At 71.2% G+C, this 15,720-nt stretch carries 19 protein-coding genes and 1 pseudogene; 3 read left to right on the plus strand and 17 right to left on the minus strand.

Going from position 1 to position 15,720, the window contains the following annotated elements; all coding sequences use genetic code 11:
* Window positions 1-90: 90 nt before the first annotated feature.
* Window positions 91-1,963: pseudogene (locus DJ70_RS09385) on the minus strand (beta-CASP ribonuclease aCPSF1).
* Window positions 1,964-2,186: 223 nt separating this feature from the next.
* Here DJ70_RS09385 and DJ70_RS09390 point away from each other — a divergent pair.
* The gene (locus DJ70_RS09390; protein WP_094532268.1) at window positions 2,187-2,702 is read left to right on the plus strand and encodes a hypothetical protein; all 516 of its coding nucleotides are present in this window, start codon (window positions 2,187-2,189) and stop codon (window positions 2,700-2,702) included.
* Between the two features lie 37 nt (window positions 2,703-2,739).
* Here the strand turns inward: DJ70_RS09390 and DJ70_RS09395 are convergent, their stop codons facing one another.
* The 8 genes from DJ70_RS09395 to DJ70_RS09430 form a co-directional block, all read right to left on the minus strand.
* On the minus strand, window positions 2,740-3,606 hold the full coding sequence (locus DJ70_RS09395) for an SDR family oxidoreductase (RefSeq protein ID WP_094532270.1): 867 nt from the start codon (window positions 3,604-3,606) through the stop codon (window positions 2,740-2,742).
* A 52-nt stretch (window positions 3,607-3,658) separates the two neighbouring features.
* The gene (locus DJ70_RS09400; protein ID WP_094532272.1) at window positions 3,659-4,141 is read right to left on the minus strand and encodes a GNAT family N-acetyltransferase; all 483 of its coding nucleotides are present in this window, start codon (window positions 4,139-4,141) and stop codon (window positions 3,659-3,661) included.
* 68 nt (window positions 4,142-4,209) lie between these two features.
* The gene (psmA, locus tag DJ70_RS09405; RefSeq protein ID WP_094532274.1) at window positions 4,210-4,977 is read right to left on the minus strand and encodes an archaeal proteasome endopeptidase complex subunit alpha; all 768 of its coding nucleotides are present in this window, start codon (window positions 4,975-4,977) and stop codon (window positions 4,210-4,212) included.
* 4 nt (window positions 4,978-4,981) lie between these two features.
* Window positions 4,982-5,461, minus strand: a complete 480-nt coding sequence (locus DJ70_RS09410; RefSeq protein WP_094532276.1) for an Rpp14/Pop5 family protein — start codon at window positions 5,459-5,461, stop codon at window positions 4,982-4,984.
* A gap of 63 nt (window positions 5,462-5,524) precedes the next feature.
* Window positions 5,525-6,169: a class I SAM-dependent methyltransferase gene (locus DJ70_RS09415; RefSeq protein ID WP_094532278.1), complete on the minus strand. Its 645-nt coding sequence runs from the start codon at window positions 6,167-6,169 to the stop codon at window positions 5,525-5,527.
* On the minus strand, window positions 6,153-6,881 hold the full coding sequence (locus tag DJ70_RS09420) for an RNase P subunit p30 family protein (protein ID WP_094532280.1): 729 nt from the start codon (window positions 6,879-6,881) through the stop codon (window positions 6,153-6,155). The genes DJ70_RS09415 and DJ70_RS09420 overlap by 17 nt, the downstream gene beginning before the upstream one ends.
* Window positions 6,882-6,966: 85 nt before the next feature.
* Window positions 6,967-7,863: a DUF6498-containing protein gene (locus DJ70_RS09425; protein ID WP_094532282.1), complete on the minus strand. Its 897-nt coding sequence runs from the start codon at window positions 7,861-7,863 to the stop codon at window positions 6,967-6,969.
* Window positions 7,864-7,996: 133 nt separating this feature from the next.
* Window positions 7,997-8,194 carry a DUF5800 family protein gene (locus tag DJ70_RS09430; protein ID WP_094532284.1) on the minus strand — a complete coding sequence of 66 codons (198 nt, stop codon included), beginning with the start codon at window positions 8,192-8,194 and terminating at the stop codon, window positions 7,997-7,999.
* 285 nt (window positions 8,195-8,479) lie between these two features.
* Here DJ70_RS09430 and DJ70_RS09435 point away from each other — a divergent pair, with 285 nt between their 5' ends.
* Window positions 8,480-9,505 (plus strand): amidohydrolase family protein, encoded by a 1,026-nt coding sequence (locus DJ70_RS09435; RefSeq protein WP_094532286.1) that lies wholly within the window; start codon window positions 8,480-8,482, stop codon window positions 9,503-9,505.
* 267 nt (window positions 9,506-9,772) lie between these two features.
* On the opposite strand, the gene DJ70_RS09440 is transcribed toward DJ70_RS09435, so the two are convergent.
* The 8 genes from DJ70_RS09440 to DJ70_RS09475 form a co-directional block, all read right to left on the minus strand.
* Entirely contained in the window at window positions 9,773-10,186 is a 414-nt protein-coding gene (locus tag DJ70_RS09440; protein ID WP_094532288.1) for a Zn-ribbon domain-containing OB-fold protein, read from the minus strand.
* Window positions 10,183-11,349, minus strand: coding sequence for a thiolase domain-containing protein (locus tag DJ70_RS09445; protein WP_094532290.1), 1,167 nt, complete (start codon window positions 11,347-11,349; stop codon window positions 10,183-10,185). The genes DJ70_RS09440 and DJ70_RS09445 overlap by 4 nt, the downstream gene beginning before the upstream one ends.
* A gap of 74 nt (window positions 11,350-11,423) precedes the next feature.
* The gene (locus DJ70_RS09450; protein ID WP_094532292.1) at window positions 11,424-12,179 is read right to left on the minus strand and encodes a proteasome assembly chaperone family protein; all 756 of its coding nucleotides are present in this window, start codon (window positions 12,177-12,179) and stop codon (window positions 11,424-11,426) included.
* 81 nt (window positions 12,180-12,260) lie between these two features.
* Window positions 12,261-12,443: an RNA-protein complex protein Nop10 gene (locus tag DJ70_RS09455; protein WP_094532294.1), complete on the minus strand. Its 183-nt coding sequence runs from the start codon at window positions 12,441-12,443 to the stop codon at window positions 12,261-12,263.
* Window positions 12,444-12,479: 36 nt separating this feature from the next.
* Complete coding sequence (locus DJ70_RS09460; protein ID WP_094532296.1) at window positions 12,480-13,280, minus strand: translation initiation factor IF-2 subunit alpha; 801 nt, start codon at window positions 13,278-13,280, stop codon at window positions 12,480-12,482.
* 17 nt (window positions 13,281-13,297) lie between these two features.
* Entirely contained in the window at window positions 13,298-13,471 is a 174-nt protein-coding gene (locus tag DJ70_RS09465; RefSeq protein ID WP_066414656.1) for a 30S ribosomal protein S27e, read from the minus strand.
* Between the two features lie 2 nt (window positions 13,472-13,473).
* On the minus strand, window positions 13,474-13,755 hold the full coding sequence (locus DJ70_RS09470) for a 50S ribosomal protein L44e (protein ID WP_066414660.1): 282 nt from the start codon (window positions 13,753-13,755) through the stop codon (window positions 13,474-13,476).
* Between the two features lie 160 nt (window positions 13,756-13,915).
* On the minus strand, window positions 13,916-15,007 hold the full coding sequence (locus DJ70_RS09475) for a M42 family metallopeptidase (protein WP_094532298.1): 1,092 nt from the start codon (window positions 15,005-15,007) through the stop codon (window positions 13,916-13,918).
* A 175-nt stretch (window positions 15,008-15,182) separates the two neighbouring features.
* On the opposite strand from DJ70_RS09475, the gene DJ70_RS09480 reads away from it, so the two are divergent.
* Entirely contained in the window at window positions 15,183-15,440 is a 258-nt protein-coding gene (locus tag DJ70_RS09480) for an MTH865 family protein (protein ID WP_094532300.1), read from the plus strand.
* Window positions 15,441-15,720: the final 280 nt, after the last annotated feature.

A 15,720-nucleotide genomic window follows, 5' to 3' on the forward strand; every position in this document is an offset into this window, starting at 1 on the left:
GGCTCGCCGGGACTTAAAGGGTCAGCCGCAAGCGCGGCCGAGACGACGCGGCAGCGACGCGCGACGGACGCCGTCACGCCGGTCGCCGGGTCACTTGAACCGGAACGTCTCGAGGTTCTTCGGCGCGAACGTCCGCATGTTGTAGTCGTGGTACAGCGCCGACGAGAGGTCCTGGACGGACCGCTCGTCGCCGTGGACGCACAGCACCTTCTCCGGGCGCGGGTTCATCGTCTTCACGAAGTTCTCCAGGCCCTGCCGGTCGGCGTGGCCGGAGAAGCCGTCGACGGTCTCGACACCCATCTCCAGCGAGAGGGTGTCGCCGCGGCCGCCGTTCCCCCAGTCGGAGACGGGGATCTCGTCCCAGCCGTTCTGGATCCGGCGGCCGAGCGTCCCCTGCGCCTGGTAGCCGACGAACATGAGCGTCGAGTCCGGGTCCGGCCCGATGTGGCGGAGCCACGACATGATCGGCCCCCCCTCGATCATCCCCGACGTCGAGAGGACGATACACTCCTCGCCGTCGGCGACGTCCTGCCGCTCGTCCTCGCCGCCGTCGATGTGGTTGAACTCCTCGGCGAGGAAGGGGTTCTCGTCCTCGTGGAAGATCCGGTTTCGGAGCTCGTCACGGAGGTACTCGGGGTAGGTGGTGTGGATCGCGGTCGCCTCCCAGATCATCCCGTCGAGGTGGACCGGCATCTCCGGGATCTCCCCCTCGCGCATCGCCTCCTCCAACACGAGCATGATCTCCTGGGAGCGCCCGACCGCGAACGCCGGGATGACCACCTTCCCGCCCTGCTCGTACGTCTCGTTGATGACGCGTTTGAGCGCCTCCTCGGAGTCCTCCTGGTCGGTCTGGTAGTCGTTGCGGCCGCCGTAGGTCGACTCCAGCACCAGCGTCTCGACGCGCGGGAAGTCGTTGACCGCGCCGTTGAACAGGCGGGTGTCCTCGTAGTGGATGTCCCCGGAGAAGGCGACGTTGTAGAGGCCGTCGCCGATGTGGAAGTGGGTCACGGCGCTGCCGAGGATGTGTCCCGCGTTGTGGAACGTGAGCTTGATGTCCGGCGCGATGTCGGTCACGTCGCCGAACTCCAGCGGGATCGTATGTTTGATCGTCTCGCGGACCTGTGCGGACTCGTACGGCGGCGTGCGGCCCTCCTTGGCCGCCACGTCGAGGTAGTCGAGCTGGAGCAGCCCCATCAGGTCGCGGGTCGGCTCGGTGGTGTACACCGGGCCGTCGTAGCCGTACTTGTAGAGCAGCGGGAGGAGCGCGGAGTGGTCGAGATGGGCGTGGGTCAACACGACGGCGTCGAGCGTCGCCGCGCCCGCCCCGAGCGCCTCGGGCACCTGGAGGTACGGGACCTCGCCCTCCGCGCCGNNCGGCGCGGCCGACCTCGCGACAGCAGCCGAGCGTCGTGATCCGGACCCACTCGTCGTCGGACATCTCCTCGCGGTGGATCTGCCTGCCGACGCGTTCGAGGATGTCGCGGCGCTCCTCGCGCTCGTTCTTCAGGAAGTTGCGGACGTTCGAGACGGTCGAGGACTCGATCGGCGGGGTCCGGACGACCTCCGGGGTCCAGCCGATCTCCTGGGTGATCTCCCGGAGCGTGGAGCCCCGGCGGCCGATCACCATGCCGGGCTTTTCGGCCTCGATCACCACCTCGCCGGTGTCCTCGTGGAAGTCGAGGTCAGTCACGCCCGCGTCGTCGGGGATGACCTCCCTGACCTCCTCTTCCGCCCGTTTCGGCGGAGAGAGCACCGACGGATCCGGACGGACCGTGATCCGCTTGCGGAGCTTCGAGGCGAGTCGCCGGATCAGGTCGCCGTCCCCCGCGAACCGCTTGGGGTCGCGGGTGTACACGACCAGTTCCGGCCCCTCGTATTTGACGTCCGTGACGCTCACGTCGTTCGGGACCTCCTGTTCTATCGTCGACTTCAGGTTCTCGAGTTGCTTATCGACTTGGCTCATAGCTCACCGCGGGCCGTAGATCGCCGTCGCCGTCGGGTCGGACCGGTATCGATGCGCGGCACGTCGCCTTGACGCTCGACCGTGACGGGGTAGGCATAGTGGAAGTACTGTCCGTATGTACCGTTGCGGGAACAGCCAGCGAAAACCCGCTTGCCTCGGAGTAGTTCCCCTTCGTTATAAAAGACTTCGCAAAACGGATACCGCTCGCCGGCGTGGTCCGCCCATGCGCGTCACCCCCGAGACCGTTCGCGAGGAGCACGCCCGCGTCCGCGACCGCGCCCCGGTCGTCGTCCCGATCCTCAACGACACCCGCGAGCGGCTCGGGGACCTGTTCGACGCCGAGGTCGACCGCGTCGCGGAGGAGACGTACCGCCGCGAGGTCGACGCCGTCTTCGCGGACGGCGAGGTCGGGGTCAACGTGGCGGGGTACGTCGCGGTCCTCCGTGATCTCGACGTCGCCGGCGACTATCCGGGGTTCGTCGTCGACGAGGTCCTCGGCCGGGAGCTGGCGGCGGCGATCGCCGGCGGCCAGCCGCTCTCGCTGCTCGCGCAGGCGACGTTCCACGTCGCGGACGTCCACGTCGACCGCGACGCCACGGCGGACGCGGCGGGGCCCGGCGCCGGAACCGCGGGCGCGGACGACCTCGACGCCGCGCTCGCCGCCGGCTTCCAGACGCGGCTCCCCGGCTGGGAGTGGCGCGAGGGAGAGAGCCCGTTCGCGGTCGACCCCGATCGGTGACCGGACGGAGCCTCGCGACGGGGACGAACCGACCCGGTTAGGAGGTGAAGTTCCGGAGCAGCGCGAACCCCTTATCGCGCAGCGCGTCGGGGAGAAACCGGGCGAGCACGCCGACGCGCGCGGGCGTCCCCGGCTGGACGCGGGCGGGGGGTTTCGTCGCGCTCGCGGCGTTGAGGATCTCCGCCGCGACGAGCTCCGGCTCGACCGCGCCGGGGCCGTCGCCGCCGATGGCCTTCGTGTCCTCGAAGAGCGCGTAGAACGCCTCGTACGCGCCCGACCGCTCGATCCCCTCCGTCTCCTCCGGATCCGCCTCGCGCGCGACCCGGTCGGAGAAGCCCGTCCGGACCGGACCGGGCTCGACGACGACGACGTCGACGCCGAACTCGCGGACCTCGTTGCGGAGGGCGTCGGACATCGCCTCGAGCGCGAACTTCGATCCGGCGTAGACGCCGCCGCCGGGGAACGACACCCGCCCCGCGACGGAGGAGACGTTCACGACCGTCCCGTCCCGCTCGCGGCGCATCGCCGGCAACACGGCCCGCGTCAGCCGGTGGGGGCCGTACACGTTGACGTCGAACTGCTCGTGGACCTTCTCCGTCGTGACGTCCTCCATCGGCCCGAACTGGCCGTAGCCGGCGTTGTTGACGAGCGCGTCGATCGCCCCCTCCTCGTCGAGGATCCGGTCGACGACGCGGTCGACGTCCGCCTGGTCCGTGACGTCGAGCGTCGCCAGCGTACAGCCCGCCTCGCCGAGCGTCTCGACGTCCGCGGGGTTCCGCGCGGTGGCGTACACGGTCCACCCCTCGTCGTTGAACGCGTGCGCGGTCGCGCGACCGATGCCCGAGGAACACCCGGTGATGAGTACCGTCTTCTGCACGCCTCGTCGGTCGGCCCCCGCCGGCATAACTCTCCCGACCCGGATCGGGGACGCTCTCGGCGAGTTCCGGTTCGGAGCGTCACAGCTCCTCGGTCCGGACCCCCATCGCCCGCGAGGCGGGCGCGGTCCGCTCGAACCCCCACCGCTCGTAGAAGCCGTCGACGTCGGCGAGGAGGTCGACGTACGCCCCGTCCGGCGCGTTCGCGCGGAGCCAGGCGACGAGCGCGTCCATCATCGCCGTCCCGATCCCCCGTCCCTGGTGGGGCTCCGCGACGGCCATGTCGGAGAGGTGGAAGATCGAGCCGCCGTCGCCGACGATCCGCGCCATCCCGACCGCCGCGCCGCTCCCGGTCTCGACCACGTGGACGCCGTACGTCGTGTTCGGGAGCCCCCGCTCGACCGCCTCCCGCGACCGGTCGCTCATGTCGGCCTCCCGGCGGAGCCGGAGGAACGCGTCGACCGAGGGGGTCGTCTCGCGCAGTTCGTAGCCCGTCGGGAGCGTCGGTTCCGTTCCTCGCTGCCGGTCCGGGAGCCCGGTCCCGCCGGCGTCGACGTCGCTCATGGAGCGTCCTTTCGTGTACCGAAGGATGGTCGTTTCGACCGGGGCCGGACGGATCGGCGCGGGACGTCCTACTCCTCGTCGGCGTCCGCCGACTCGTCGTCGTCTGTCGCGAGCAGGTCGCGCTCGGCGAGGACCGACTCGAGCTCGTCGGCGGGCACCTCGGCGTACTGCTCGTCGTCGACGGTGATCGTCGCGACGCCGACGCCCTCGGGGGTGAGCCCCTCGTCGTTGGTCTCAGCGAGGGTGTCGAGCGCGAGCCCGACCGCCTCGTCCGTGGAGATGCCCTCCTCGTACTCCGACTCGAGGTAGTCGCGGAGGTCGCTCCGGTCCGAGCCGATGGAGAGCGCCTGCCACTCGTAGGGCGTCCCGGAGGGATCCGTCTCGAAGAGCCGGGGCTCGCCGTTCTCGATCCCGCCGACGATGAGCGCGACGCCGAAGGGGCGCGCGCCGCCGATCTGGGTGTACTGCTGGATGTGGTCGGTGATCGTCTTCGTCAGCGTCTCGATCCCCATCGCCTCGCCGTAGCGCAGGCGGTTCACCTGCGCCTGCCGGCGCGCGAAGTCGATGAGCTGGCGGGCGTCCGCGACGTGACCCGCGCTGGCGACGCCGACGTGGTCGTCGGCCTTGTGGAGCTTCTCGATGCTCGCGGGCTCCATGAGCGGGGAGCGGGCGCGCTTGTCGGCGGCGAGGACGACCCCGTCCTCGGCGCGGATGCCGACGCTCGCCGTCCCGCGTTTGACCGCCTCCCGCGCGTACTCGACCTGGTAGAGCCTGCCGTCGGGAGAGAAGATGGTGATGCCTCGGTCGTACGCCTGCTGTTGGGATTGGCCCTGCATGATATCACTCGATGTCGAACGCCGCCGCGCCGACGTACCCCGACTCGGTCCGCACGTCACACGCGTCACCGCGCACGACGGCGGGCCGCTCGGCGCCTGCGAACGCGACGTCTCGCTGTGTCGAACTGCCGGCCGCGCGACCCATATATCTTTCTTCACAGGCACGGACCGTCCCGGAGATCCCCCGAACGCGGATCCCGACGGGGTCGCCGTCGACCTCGCTCACGCAGCCGATCGCGGCCCGCGCCTCGGCGACGTGGCCGCGGCGGACCCGGACGACCGCCTCGCCAGCGCCCCCCGAAAACGAGAAGGAGAGCAGTTTCACCCCCGCGTCGGCGCTGCCGGCGTCGCCGAGGAGGTTGCCGGCGGCGTACCAGAGCGCGCGCTGGAACGCGCGACGGCCGATCTCGGCGTCGGGCCACGCCTCGATCCCGACGGCGAGGTACCGCCAGCGCGGGCGGAGGTGTTTCGGGAGGTGTTTCACGGCTCGCACCCCCGGCTGCTCCCGACGGCACGGCCGGTCCCGCCGGGGCGGGCCGGCGGACGGTCACTCCGCACCGGGCACCTCGTCGCCCGAGCCGATCCGCTCGGCGACGATCACGCCGACCTGGTCGTGGACGCGCTCGGCCGCGACGACCGCGAAGCCGACCGACGTGAACGCCTCCACGAGCGTCCCCACGGTCGCGGGGTCGTCGACCTCGGGGCTGTAGTACGGCTCGTCGGGGTCCGGCTCCTCGAAGAACATCACGTCGCCGAGGACGATCCGGCGTGCGCCCGTCTCGGCCATGACCCGGATCGCCTCGCGCTTCTCGTCGTCCGCGAGGTGGTGCAGCGCGAAGTTCGAGGTGACGACGTCGACGGCCTCGCGGTCCGGCCCGTCGAGGTTCGGCTCGCGGAACTCGCCGTAGGCGAACTCGACGTTGGTGATCCGCTCCTCGGAGGCCTTCCGGCGGCCCTCCTCCATCATCCCCTCGCTGACGTCGCGGGCGAGCACGAGCTTCGCGTCGGGCGCGAGGGCCAGCGCGATCGCGCCGGTCCCCGCGCCGAGGTCCGCAACCACGTCGTCCGGGCCGGGGTCGGCGTAGTCGACGACGAGGCCCGCACAGGCGTGGTACTCGTCGCTCTTCGCGTCGTCGTACTCGGCCGCCTTCTCGGTGAAGCGGGCGGCGTGCTCCTCAACGCTCCGTTTCATACCGTCCACGTCGAACCCCCGGCTCCATGAAATCCCCGGAGCGCCGCTCGCGGTTCCGATCCGCGATGCGGCCCCACGCCCGGAGCCCTTCGCGAACCCACTCGGGGTCGAACCCGGCCTCCGCCGCGACGGCGACGACCTCGCGGGGCGCGCGGAGTTCGAGGTGGGAGGCGGCGTTCGCGCTGACGACGTACGGGGCGTCGTAGTAGGTCACGATCTCCCGCAGCTTCCGGAGGTCGGCGAGCGCCCGAACCCGTCCGCCGCCCGTCCGTCGGAGGACCGGACCGAGGTCGAACTCCACGTGGACGCCGTTGTCGCGGGCGGCCCTCGCGAGGACGTGGTTGAACCCGCCAGACCCCGCGTTCGGACGGGCGAGCACGTCGACGCGGGGCTCCTCGACCGCGTACCGGTTCAGCCGGTCGTCGCCCCCGACGACGCAGACGACCGTGTGTTCGGACCGACCGTTCCCGACCGCCCCCGAGGCGGCGGTCGGCCCGTCGACGTCGATCTCGACCGCGTCGACGACGTCGATCCCGTACTCGTCGGCGACCGCCTCGGCGTCGGCCGCGGGCGTCGCGGCGTCGCCGCCCGACCCAGCCAGCGCGTCCCGCGTCCGGACGACGATCCCGTCGTAGCCGTATCGCGCCGCCGTCGTGGCCTGTCTCGCGACGGTGGCGTCGCCGTCGGGAGACGCGTGGACCGCCTCGTACATGCCCGGCGGTTCGGGGGCCCGCGGTATCGGCGTTGCGTTTCCGATCGGTCGAGCCGGTCGCGTCGGTGCGGCCCGGCCCGCGGCCTCACCGCTCCCGCTCCTGCTCCCGCAGCCACTCGGGCCGCGGGTCCTCGGGCGCGAACCAGCCGGCGAGCCCGCCGGGATCGACCTCGTCGAACGCGATCCGCCGGGACCGGTCGGCGGCGGCCTTCGCGAGCGCGAACGGGATCACGTACGCCAGCGCGACCGGGTCGAGGTCGGGAGCCGGCGCGAGCGGGCCGAGCGCGGCCGGACCGACGGCGATCGCGTCGGTCGCGTCCGCGACGAGGAGGAGCCCGAGGAACGACGCCGGCACCGCCAGCATGCCGATACAGAGGTAGAAGGTGACGACCCGCTGGGCGGCCTCCTGAATCATGTACGCCGACCACTCCTCGTAGCGGGGCGTCACGAAGAACTCCCGGCGTATCTCGGCCGCCTGCGAGACGCAGACCGCGAGGGACGCGGCGAGGACCGTCGGCGACGCCGCCGTGGCGATCGGTTCGGCGACGACCGCGTCGGCGAGGACGAGCGCGCCGAACGCGAGGAAGCCGACGATCCCGAGCGACCGGGCGACGACGGGAACGTTCCGCCGGTAGATCGGCGGCACCCGCTCGGCGATCGACGGCGGCAGGACGCGGGCGACGAGCCCCACGGGCTCGGGATCGCCGCTCCAGCGGTCCTCGTCGAGGGTGGAGTTCTCGGAGAAGCCGACGATGTAGAACTCGCGGTCCGCGAGGTCGATCGGCCGCTCGGCGAACAGCGCGGCGACCCCGTAGGCGGCGACCATGACCACGAGTTCGATCCAGTAGACGACGAGGATCTCGGCCGCGCTCCAGCCGAGGGTGACGACCCCGGCCACCGGGAGGAGGTTGGCGGCGAGCACGACGGCGAGGCCGCCGCGACCGCCGCGGTCGCTCGGGGAAGGAGAACGGAGGGCGGACATCACACGTCGTGAGAACCGGCGGGCGCATAAAGTCCGACCGCTCCGGGTCGACCGTGCGGGCGGGCGGACGAGCGCGGCCGCGACGACTGGGACGACCCGACCGACGAGGCTCGGACGACCCGATCGACGACGACTACAGTACGTCGCCGACCCGGACCGGCTCGCCGTCGAGGTCCGGCTCCTCGGCCACGATCTGAACGATCTCGTGGTCGGTCACGTCCCGGTACTCCTTGCCCGTGGCCTCCTCTATCAGGTCCTTCTCCAGTTCGAACTCGATCCCCTCGTAGACGACGTCGACGCCGTCCTCGGTGAACGTCAGCTCCGTGCTCATGGCCGGAGTAGCCCGTCGACCGATAAAAGCGGCGCGACCGAGGGACGCCGTCGAGATCCGCGGACTCGAGATCCCCGGACTCAGCCTTCCGCGTGCGATCCGTTACGGTACGGGTGGCTCGCGCAGCGGCCTACTCACGGGGGCTTCCGCCGACTGCCGAGATCACCGTTCGGGATGCGGAGGACACGCTCAGCACGAAACCGGATGGCTTCCAGGGGAGGCCGACGTTCGATCGCCTCCGCGATCATCACGAGACACATATAGCCCCGCCGGCCTCACTGTTGTATGGAGGAGATCGAGGGAACCGTCCTCGCCGGGGAGTCGTTCGAGCCGATCCACGGTCGGGTCGTCGTGGAGGAGGGTCGTATCGTGGCCGTCGACGAGACGCCCGAACGCGACGGCGAACCGAGCCGCATCGTCCTGCCGGCGTTCGTGAACGCGCACACCCACGTCGGGGACTCGGTCGCCAAAGAGGCGGCCGTCGGGCTCGGCCTCGAAGAGGCGGTGGCCCCGCCCGACAGCCTGAAACACCGGCGGCTGGCGGCGGCCGACCGCGAGACGCTGGTCGAGGCGATACGTCGCACGCTCCGGTTCATGGAACGAACCGGAACGGCCGCGTTCCTCGACTTCCGCGAGTTCGGCGTCGAAGGCGCCCGGACGCTACGCGAGGCCGCCGAGGGCCTCGACGTCGAGGACTTCGTTTTCGGGAGCGACGACCCTGCGGTCCTGGACGTGGCCGACGGGTTCGGTGCCAGCGGCGCCAACGACGGCGAGTTCACCGACCAGCGAACGGCGGCGAGGGAGCGCGGCGTCCCGTTCGCCATTCACGCCGGCGAGCCCGACGCCACCGACATCCACCCGGCGCTGGATCTGAACCCGGATCTGCTGGTCCACATGGTCCACGCCGAAGCCGACCACCTGGAACGGGTCGCAGACCAGGAGGTCCCGATCGCGGTCTGTCCCCGCGCGAACCGCGTCCTCGGGGTCGGTCAGCCGCCGGTCGAGACGCTGCTCGAGTACACCGACGTGGCGCTCGGGACGGACAACGTGATGTTGAACGGGCCTTCGATGTTCCGCGAGATGGAGTACACCGCGAAGACGTTCGACCTCCCCTCGCGGACGGTGCTTCGGATGGCGACGGCCGCCGGAGCCGACGCGGTCGGCCTCGACTGTGGCGTCATCGAGCCGGACCGCCGCGCCGCGCTGCTGGTGCTCGACGGCGATTCGGACAACCTCTCCGGCGTCGCGGATCCGGTCGATGCGGTGGTCCGACGGGCGACGGCGCTCGACGTCCGGAACGTCATCTGCTGAACGGCAAACCGGACCCGTCCTCGGCCCACCTTCCGGCGCGAGTGCGGCGTACGCGCCCTGTATCTCGCGGAGCCAGCAGGACGCCCGCCGGAGCATCAGGACACGTCGCGGACGACGGCGTTCGGAACGCAACGGCCGGGTCGCCGCGACCGGGGCCGGCTTCGGACGATCTCTCCGGGGGGACTCGTCCAGGGAGACCGTCCGAGACGGACCGGTCTTCCACGGGGGACCGATGGACGACCCGCTCCGCAGCCGACTCCGGCCGCGTCAGGGCTCGACCGGTCGGAAGGCGACGATCCGTCCGCCGTCGGTCTCGCGCTCGCCGACGTCGGCTTCGACCGTGGCGCCGACCTCGACCCCGTCCTCGTCGCCCGCCGGATCGATCCCCCGGACGATCCCCGTCAGCCGAACCGGACCGAACCGCACGACCGCGGTAACGTACGGCGCGTCGTCGGCGAATCGCGGCGAGGGGACGTGGACGACCGTGTACGTCTCGACGGTCCCGGTCTCGGGCAGCGGCTCCCCGGCGAGGTCGGCGGCGCCACACTCCGGGCACACCCGCCGCGGCGGCAGCGATCCGTGGCCCTCGGGACAGACGAGCGCGTGGCCGTCGCCCGCCGCCAGCGCGTCGATCCACTCGTCGTAGCCGGCGTTCGCGGTCGGCGCGCCCTCGTCCGTCATTCCGCCACCTCCAGCACGTGGACGACGGCGCTCGCGACCGTTCCGCCCGCGTTGTGGGCGACGGCCACCTCGGCGTCGGGGACGTGTTCGCTGTTCGGATGATCGCCGCGAAGCAGCCGGGTCAGCTCCGCGATCTGTGACCCGCCGGTCGCCCCGACCGGGTGCCCCTTGGCCTTCAGCCCGCCCGAGAGGTTCACCGGGACGTCGCCGTCGGCGGTCGTTCGGCCGTCGCGGGCGGCCGAGATCCCCTCGCCCGGCTCGGCGAGCCCGAGCGACTCGATCGCGAGCACCTCGGCGATCGTGAAACAGTCGTGGACCTCGGCCAGGTCGACGTCGCCCGAGCCGACGCCGGCGTCGTCGTAGGCGGCGGTCGCGGCGGCGGCGGCCGCGGGCGTCGCGGCGAGGTCGGCCCGATCGGCGAGCGCCATCCGGTCCGTCCCCTGCCCCGTTCCGGTCACGGAGACCGGCGCGTCGAGGCCGTTCTCGGCCGCGTACTCCGCGGAGACGAACACGAGCGCGCTCGCGCCGTCGGTGATCGGGCAGGCGTCGTAGAGGTGGAGCGGCTCCGCGACCGGCGGGGAGTCGAGCGCCTCCTCGACCGACACCTCGCTGCGGAACTGCGCGTACTCGTTCGGGAGGGCGTTCGCGTGGTTCTTCGCGGCGACGTGCGCGAGGTCCTCGCGGCTCCCGCCGTGCGCCTCGAAGTAGGCGCGAGCCATCAGCGCGTACGCGCCGGGGAACGTGACGCCCGCGCGCACCTCGAAGAGGTCGTCCGCCGCTATCGCGAGCCCCTCAGTGGCCCCCTCCGTGTCGAGGTTCGTCATCCGCTCCATCCCGCCGGCGAGGACCACGTCGGCCTCCCCGGACCGGACGGTTCGAACCGCCTCGCGAACCGCGACGCCCGCCGACGCGCACGCCGACTCGTAGCGGGTGGCGGGACAGCGGACGCCCGCCGCCTCGGCCATCAGCGGGGCCTGATGGCCCTGGTGTTCCGCGAGCGCGCCCATGAAGTTTCCATAGTTCAGCTCCTCGACGTCCGTCCGGTCGACGCCGGCGTCCGCGAACGCGCTGTCGGCCGCCTCCGCGAACAGGTCCCGACCGGTTCGCTCGGGGTGGCTCCCGAACCGCGTGAGTCCGACGCCGGCGACGCGTACCTCGGTCATACACGATCGATGACCGGTGACCGCGTTTAGCTCTGCCGGAAGCGGGGACTGGGGGGAGAAACCGACGGGACGAGCTACCCGATGTACCGCAGGTCGTCGTCGGGGACGGCCGGCCCGTCCTGCATCTCGCGGATCTTGCCGACGACCTCCTCCATCTCCTCGGCGCGGTCCTCGAGGGAATCGTAGCCGAGCTCGAATCCGAGCAGCGCCTCGAGGACCTCGAGCACCGCCCGCGCGCTCTTCGGGTCGACCAGGTAGCCGCTCGTCTCGCCCATCAGGCAGGCCGCCTCGAGCCCGCGACGCCCGCCGAGCCCGAGCACGAGCCCGGAGACGCCGACGATCCCGCCCGCCGGCTCGTCCGGCCGGAACTCGACGTCCGCCTCGCGGAGGTCGTCGGCGAGCGCCGCCTCGGAGACCGCGCCGAGCACCGTGTACTCCTCGACGAGCTCGCCCGTTGGCACCCCGCCGAGCGCGAACGCCCGCGTCGCGCCGAACGACTCCGCGACGTCGAGGAACGTCGAGGTCAGCCGGTAGTGGCCCGCGTTCGACCCCGCCTGGTGGTCGCCCGTCAACACGAGCAGGTCGGCGCCGTCGGTCTCGACGGCGTGAAACTCCGCACAGGTGAGCTCGGCGATCCCGTCCTCGCCGTCGACGCTCACCTGCGGCGGGAACTCCGTGGCGTACACGCGGCGAACGAGTTCGCCGTCGAACTCCTCGAGGAGGTGTTCGGCCGCGAGCTTTCCGACGTGGCCGACGCCCGGCAGCCCCTCGATCAGCACCGGGTCGTCGAGCTCCGGCGTCGCCACCTCGTCGATCTCGATGTCGTCCATACGGTGTCCGTGCGGGCGGCGGTCACAAGAGGGTGGCTATTCGGCGAGCGCGGCTCGAGGCACGCGGTTCGCCGGACGCGGTCAGTCGGGACGGTCCGAGCGCGCCCGGCGGCGGTACTCGCCGTACCGGTCCGTCGGGTCGAACGGGGCGGGCGCGCCGTTCTCGGCGGGAGCGCCGCACTCCGGGCAGCGGTCGCCGAGGGTGTACACCGGTCGGTCGTGGGCGGCTTCCGGGTCGGAACAGACGTGGATGTCGGAGCGCACGGGTCTGAGAGGAGGTACGGGAGACTGCGGCGCGGGTTACTCGTCGTCCTCGCGCCGCTCGCGGTGGAACGACCCGACGCCGCCGGCGGACTCGATCGCCTCGCGGGCGCGCTCCGCGGCGGCCTCGAGCTCGTCCTCGGCGGTCTTGTAGTCGGGCGCGCGGACCTTGATCCGGTACTCGGGCGAGCCGACGTAGCCGACGTCGAGGTCGACGCCGTCGGGGATCTCGCCGTTCCCCTCGGCCGCCTCCAGGGCGGCCTTGACGTCGTCGACGCCGTCGGCGGCCGTCGATTCGAGGTCGACGTAGCCCGTGACGTCGACGTACGGGACCGAGACGTTGTCGCGGGCCGCGTCGACGATCGAGTCCGCCGCGTCGTCGTCGAGATCGACGTCCTCGAGCGCCTCGAGGCCGCGGATGGCCGACGCCTCGAAGGCGTCGTACAGCGAGTCGTACTCGCGGAGGAGGGCGTTGGCGACCGAGGTGTAGCGGTCGTCGTCGACGTCCTCGCCGAGCGCGATCAGCATCCAGTTGTCGGCCTTGCGCTCGTTCTTCCAGTCCTGTATCGTCTCCTTGCGCTGGTGTTCGTTGACGTCCTTGATCGACAGGTCGATCTGGTTCGAGGACTGGTCGACCTCCAGCACCTTCGCGACGACCGTCTGTCCCTCGCGGACGTGGTCGCGGACGTTCTTGATCCAGCCGGAGGCGACCTCGCTGATGTGACAGAGGCCGCGTTTGTCCTCGTACTGGTCGAGGTCGACGAAGACGCCGAAGTCGGCGATCTCGTCGATCTCGCCGACGACGAGCTCACCGGGTTCGGGCCAGCCGCTGTACTTCATGATAGGGGGCGAGGCGGTTACCGCGCCTCAACGGTTTCCACGACGTCGCCGGCAAGCTCGGCCTCCCCGCCGGTCGGGGTCGCGAGCGTGGTGCCGCAGACGGCACACGAGACGACCGAGGACGCCTTGCCGAAGACGACTTGTTCGTTCTCACAGTCCCCACAGCGCACGCGGTGGAAGCTTCCCGCCATGCTCACTCCTGGAAGGTGAGTCGGCCCGCGCGCCATCCCTCGCGCATGTGGGCCTTCCCGCAGTCGCTACAGCGGTACTTCAGGTGGGTCTTCTTGGTGGGTTTGTCCCCACCGGGCACCTTCGAGTACCCGCCGGCGTTGCCGATCGTCGCGAGCGCGCGGCGTCGCTGTCGCGCGTCGCGTTTCATGCCGGTCGCACGACCCGATCGGACCTTCTCGACCTCGTGCTCCTGGTGGGAGTCACAGTGAGGGCAGTACGTATTGAAGCGGCGTGGCATTTCCATGGATATCTACCTTGGGAGCCGGTTCGACGCCGACGCTTAAAACGGGTTTGGTCTGGGGTGGACGGCGGACGACGCGGGCCGCGGCGCCGCCGCGATACCCACGTCGTCGACCGCGTCGCCGGCGCGACGCCCGTCGTGTCGTCGCCGCGACGCTCCGACCTCACAGCGTGTAGTCGTGCTCGCCCGTCTCCGACTCCAGGAACGCCGTCAACAGGTCGACCGTCGCCGCGACGTCCCGCACGTTCGCGGTCTCCGTCACCGTGTGGAGGTAGCGGGTGGGGATCGAGATCGCGCCGACCGGCTTCGCGCCGCCCGGCGTCTGGAACCCGGCCGTGTCGGTGCCGCCCGCCGGCAACACCTCGTGTTGGTGCTCGACGCCGTTCGACTCGGCGGTCTCGGTCAGCCGCCGGTGGACCTTCGGGCTCGTGATCACGGAGGAGTCCTTGAGCTTGATCGCCGTCCCCTCGCCGAGGCTCGTCACCGCGTCGGCCGCCTCGCCGATCTGCGGGACGTCGTTGGCGACGGTGACGTCGAGGGCGATCGCCAAGTCGGGGTCGACGTCGACGCCGAGGGCGTGCGCGCCGCGGAGCCCGACCTCCTCCTGGACCGTCGCGGCGACGTGGATCGTGACGTCCGGCTCCGCGATCCGCCTCGCGGCCTCGAGGGCCGCGAACAGGCAGACGCGGTCGTCGAGCGCCTTCCCGGTGACGCAGTCGCCCATCCGCGTCGTCGTCTGGTCGAGCGTGACGAGGTCGCCGACGCTCACCAGATCGGCGACCGCCTCCGCGTCGCGGCCGAGGTCGATGAAGACGTCCGACACCTCGTCGTCCGCCTCGCGCTGCTCGTCGGTGAGGGTGTGGGGCGGCACGGAGCCGATGACGCCCGTGAGGTCCGCCTCGCCGTGGACGGTCACGCGCTGGGCCCGGAGCACGCGCGGGTCGAACCCGCCGAGCGCGTCGACCCGGACGAACCCGTCGTCGTCGACGTGCCGGACCATGAACCCGATCTCGTCCATGTGGGCCGCCACCGCGACCGAGTAGTCCGGGTTCGCCGTGCCCTCGATCGTGCCGACGACGTTCCCCATCGCGTCCGTGCGGACGTGGTCGACCGACTCCGCGAACTCCCGGCGGACGATCTCGCGGACGCGGTCCTCGTATCCCGGAACCCCGCGGGCCTCGGTGAGTTCGAACAGCAGGTCCTCGTCGAGCGATCCGTCGCCGGCGAACGGGTCGTCGTCTGGCGTGGCGGACATGCGTGAACCAAGCGCCGCCACGGTGAAAGTACCGTAGGATCCGGTGCTCCTCCGACGGTGGGATCCGGCGGCCCCCGCGGGCGGGGCCCGCCGGTCGTCCGTCGGCGTCGAGAACGGTGAACCGATTTATCGTGGTTCCACAACGCTTTTGCGGTCCCTCCGGAGAGATGCGGGCATGACCGACGTCAAAGCGGAACTCCGCGAACAGTTCATGGACGCGTTCGGCGGCGCGGACTTCCCGGTTCAAAACCAGATGGACCTCGTCCCCGCGCTGCCGAACGGTCCGGCGACGAAGTTCGAGGCGGGCGACGTGAGCTTCACCGCGATGGAGCTCGCCGCCAAGCTCGGCAGCGACCAGGACTTCCCGTACGACACGCCCGAGGAGCTCGTCGACGACGTCCTCGAGGCGCTCGAGTCGAAGGACCTGATCTGAGTCGGTCGCGGGGTCGGGACGCGCCGGGCGGGTCGGTCCCTCACGTCCGTTGAGATCCGCTTTTTCGCCCGGAGAGTCGGGAACCGATCGATCGTCCCGAGCGAACGATCGCCGTTGGGGGGAGATCGTTGCCGGCGCAGTGAACACGACCGCAGAGAACGTCTCCAAAGCCCCAGCCCCGCACCTCACGCCTCCCCAGCCTCGTCGCCGGCGAGACCCCGAAGCCGATCGGAGGCGGATCCACGCTCCCCGCCGGCGAGAGGTTGATACGCACGCGGCC

Origin of the sequence: Halorubrum halodurans (assembly GCF_002252985.1) — an archaeon.
In the GTDB taxonomy this organism is placed as follows: Archaea; Halobacteriota; Halobacteria; order Halobacteriales; family Haloferacaceae; genus Halorubrum; species Halorubrum halodurans.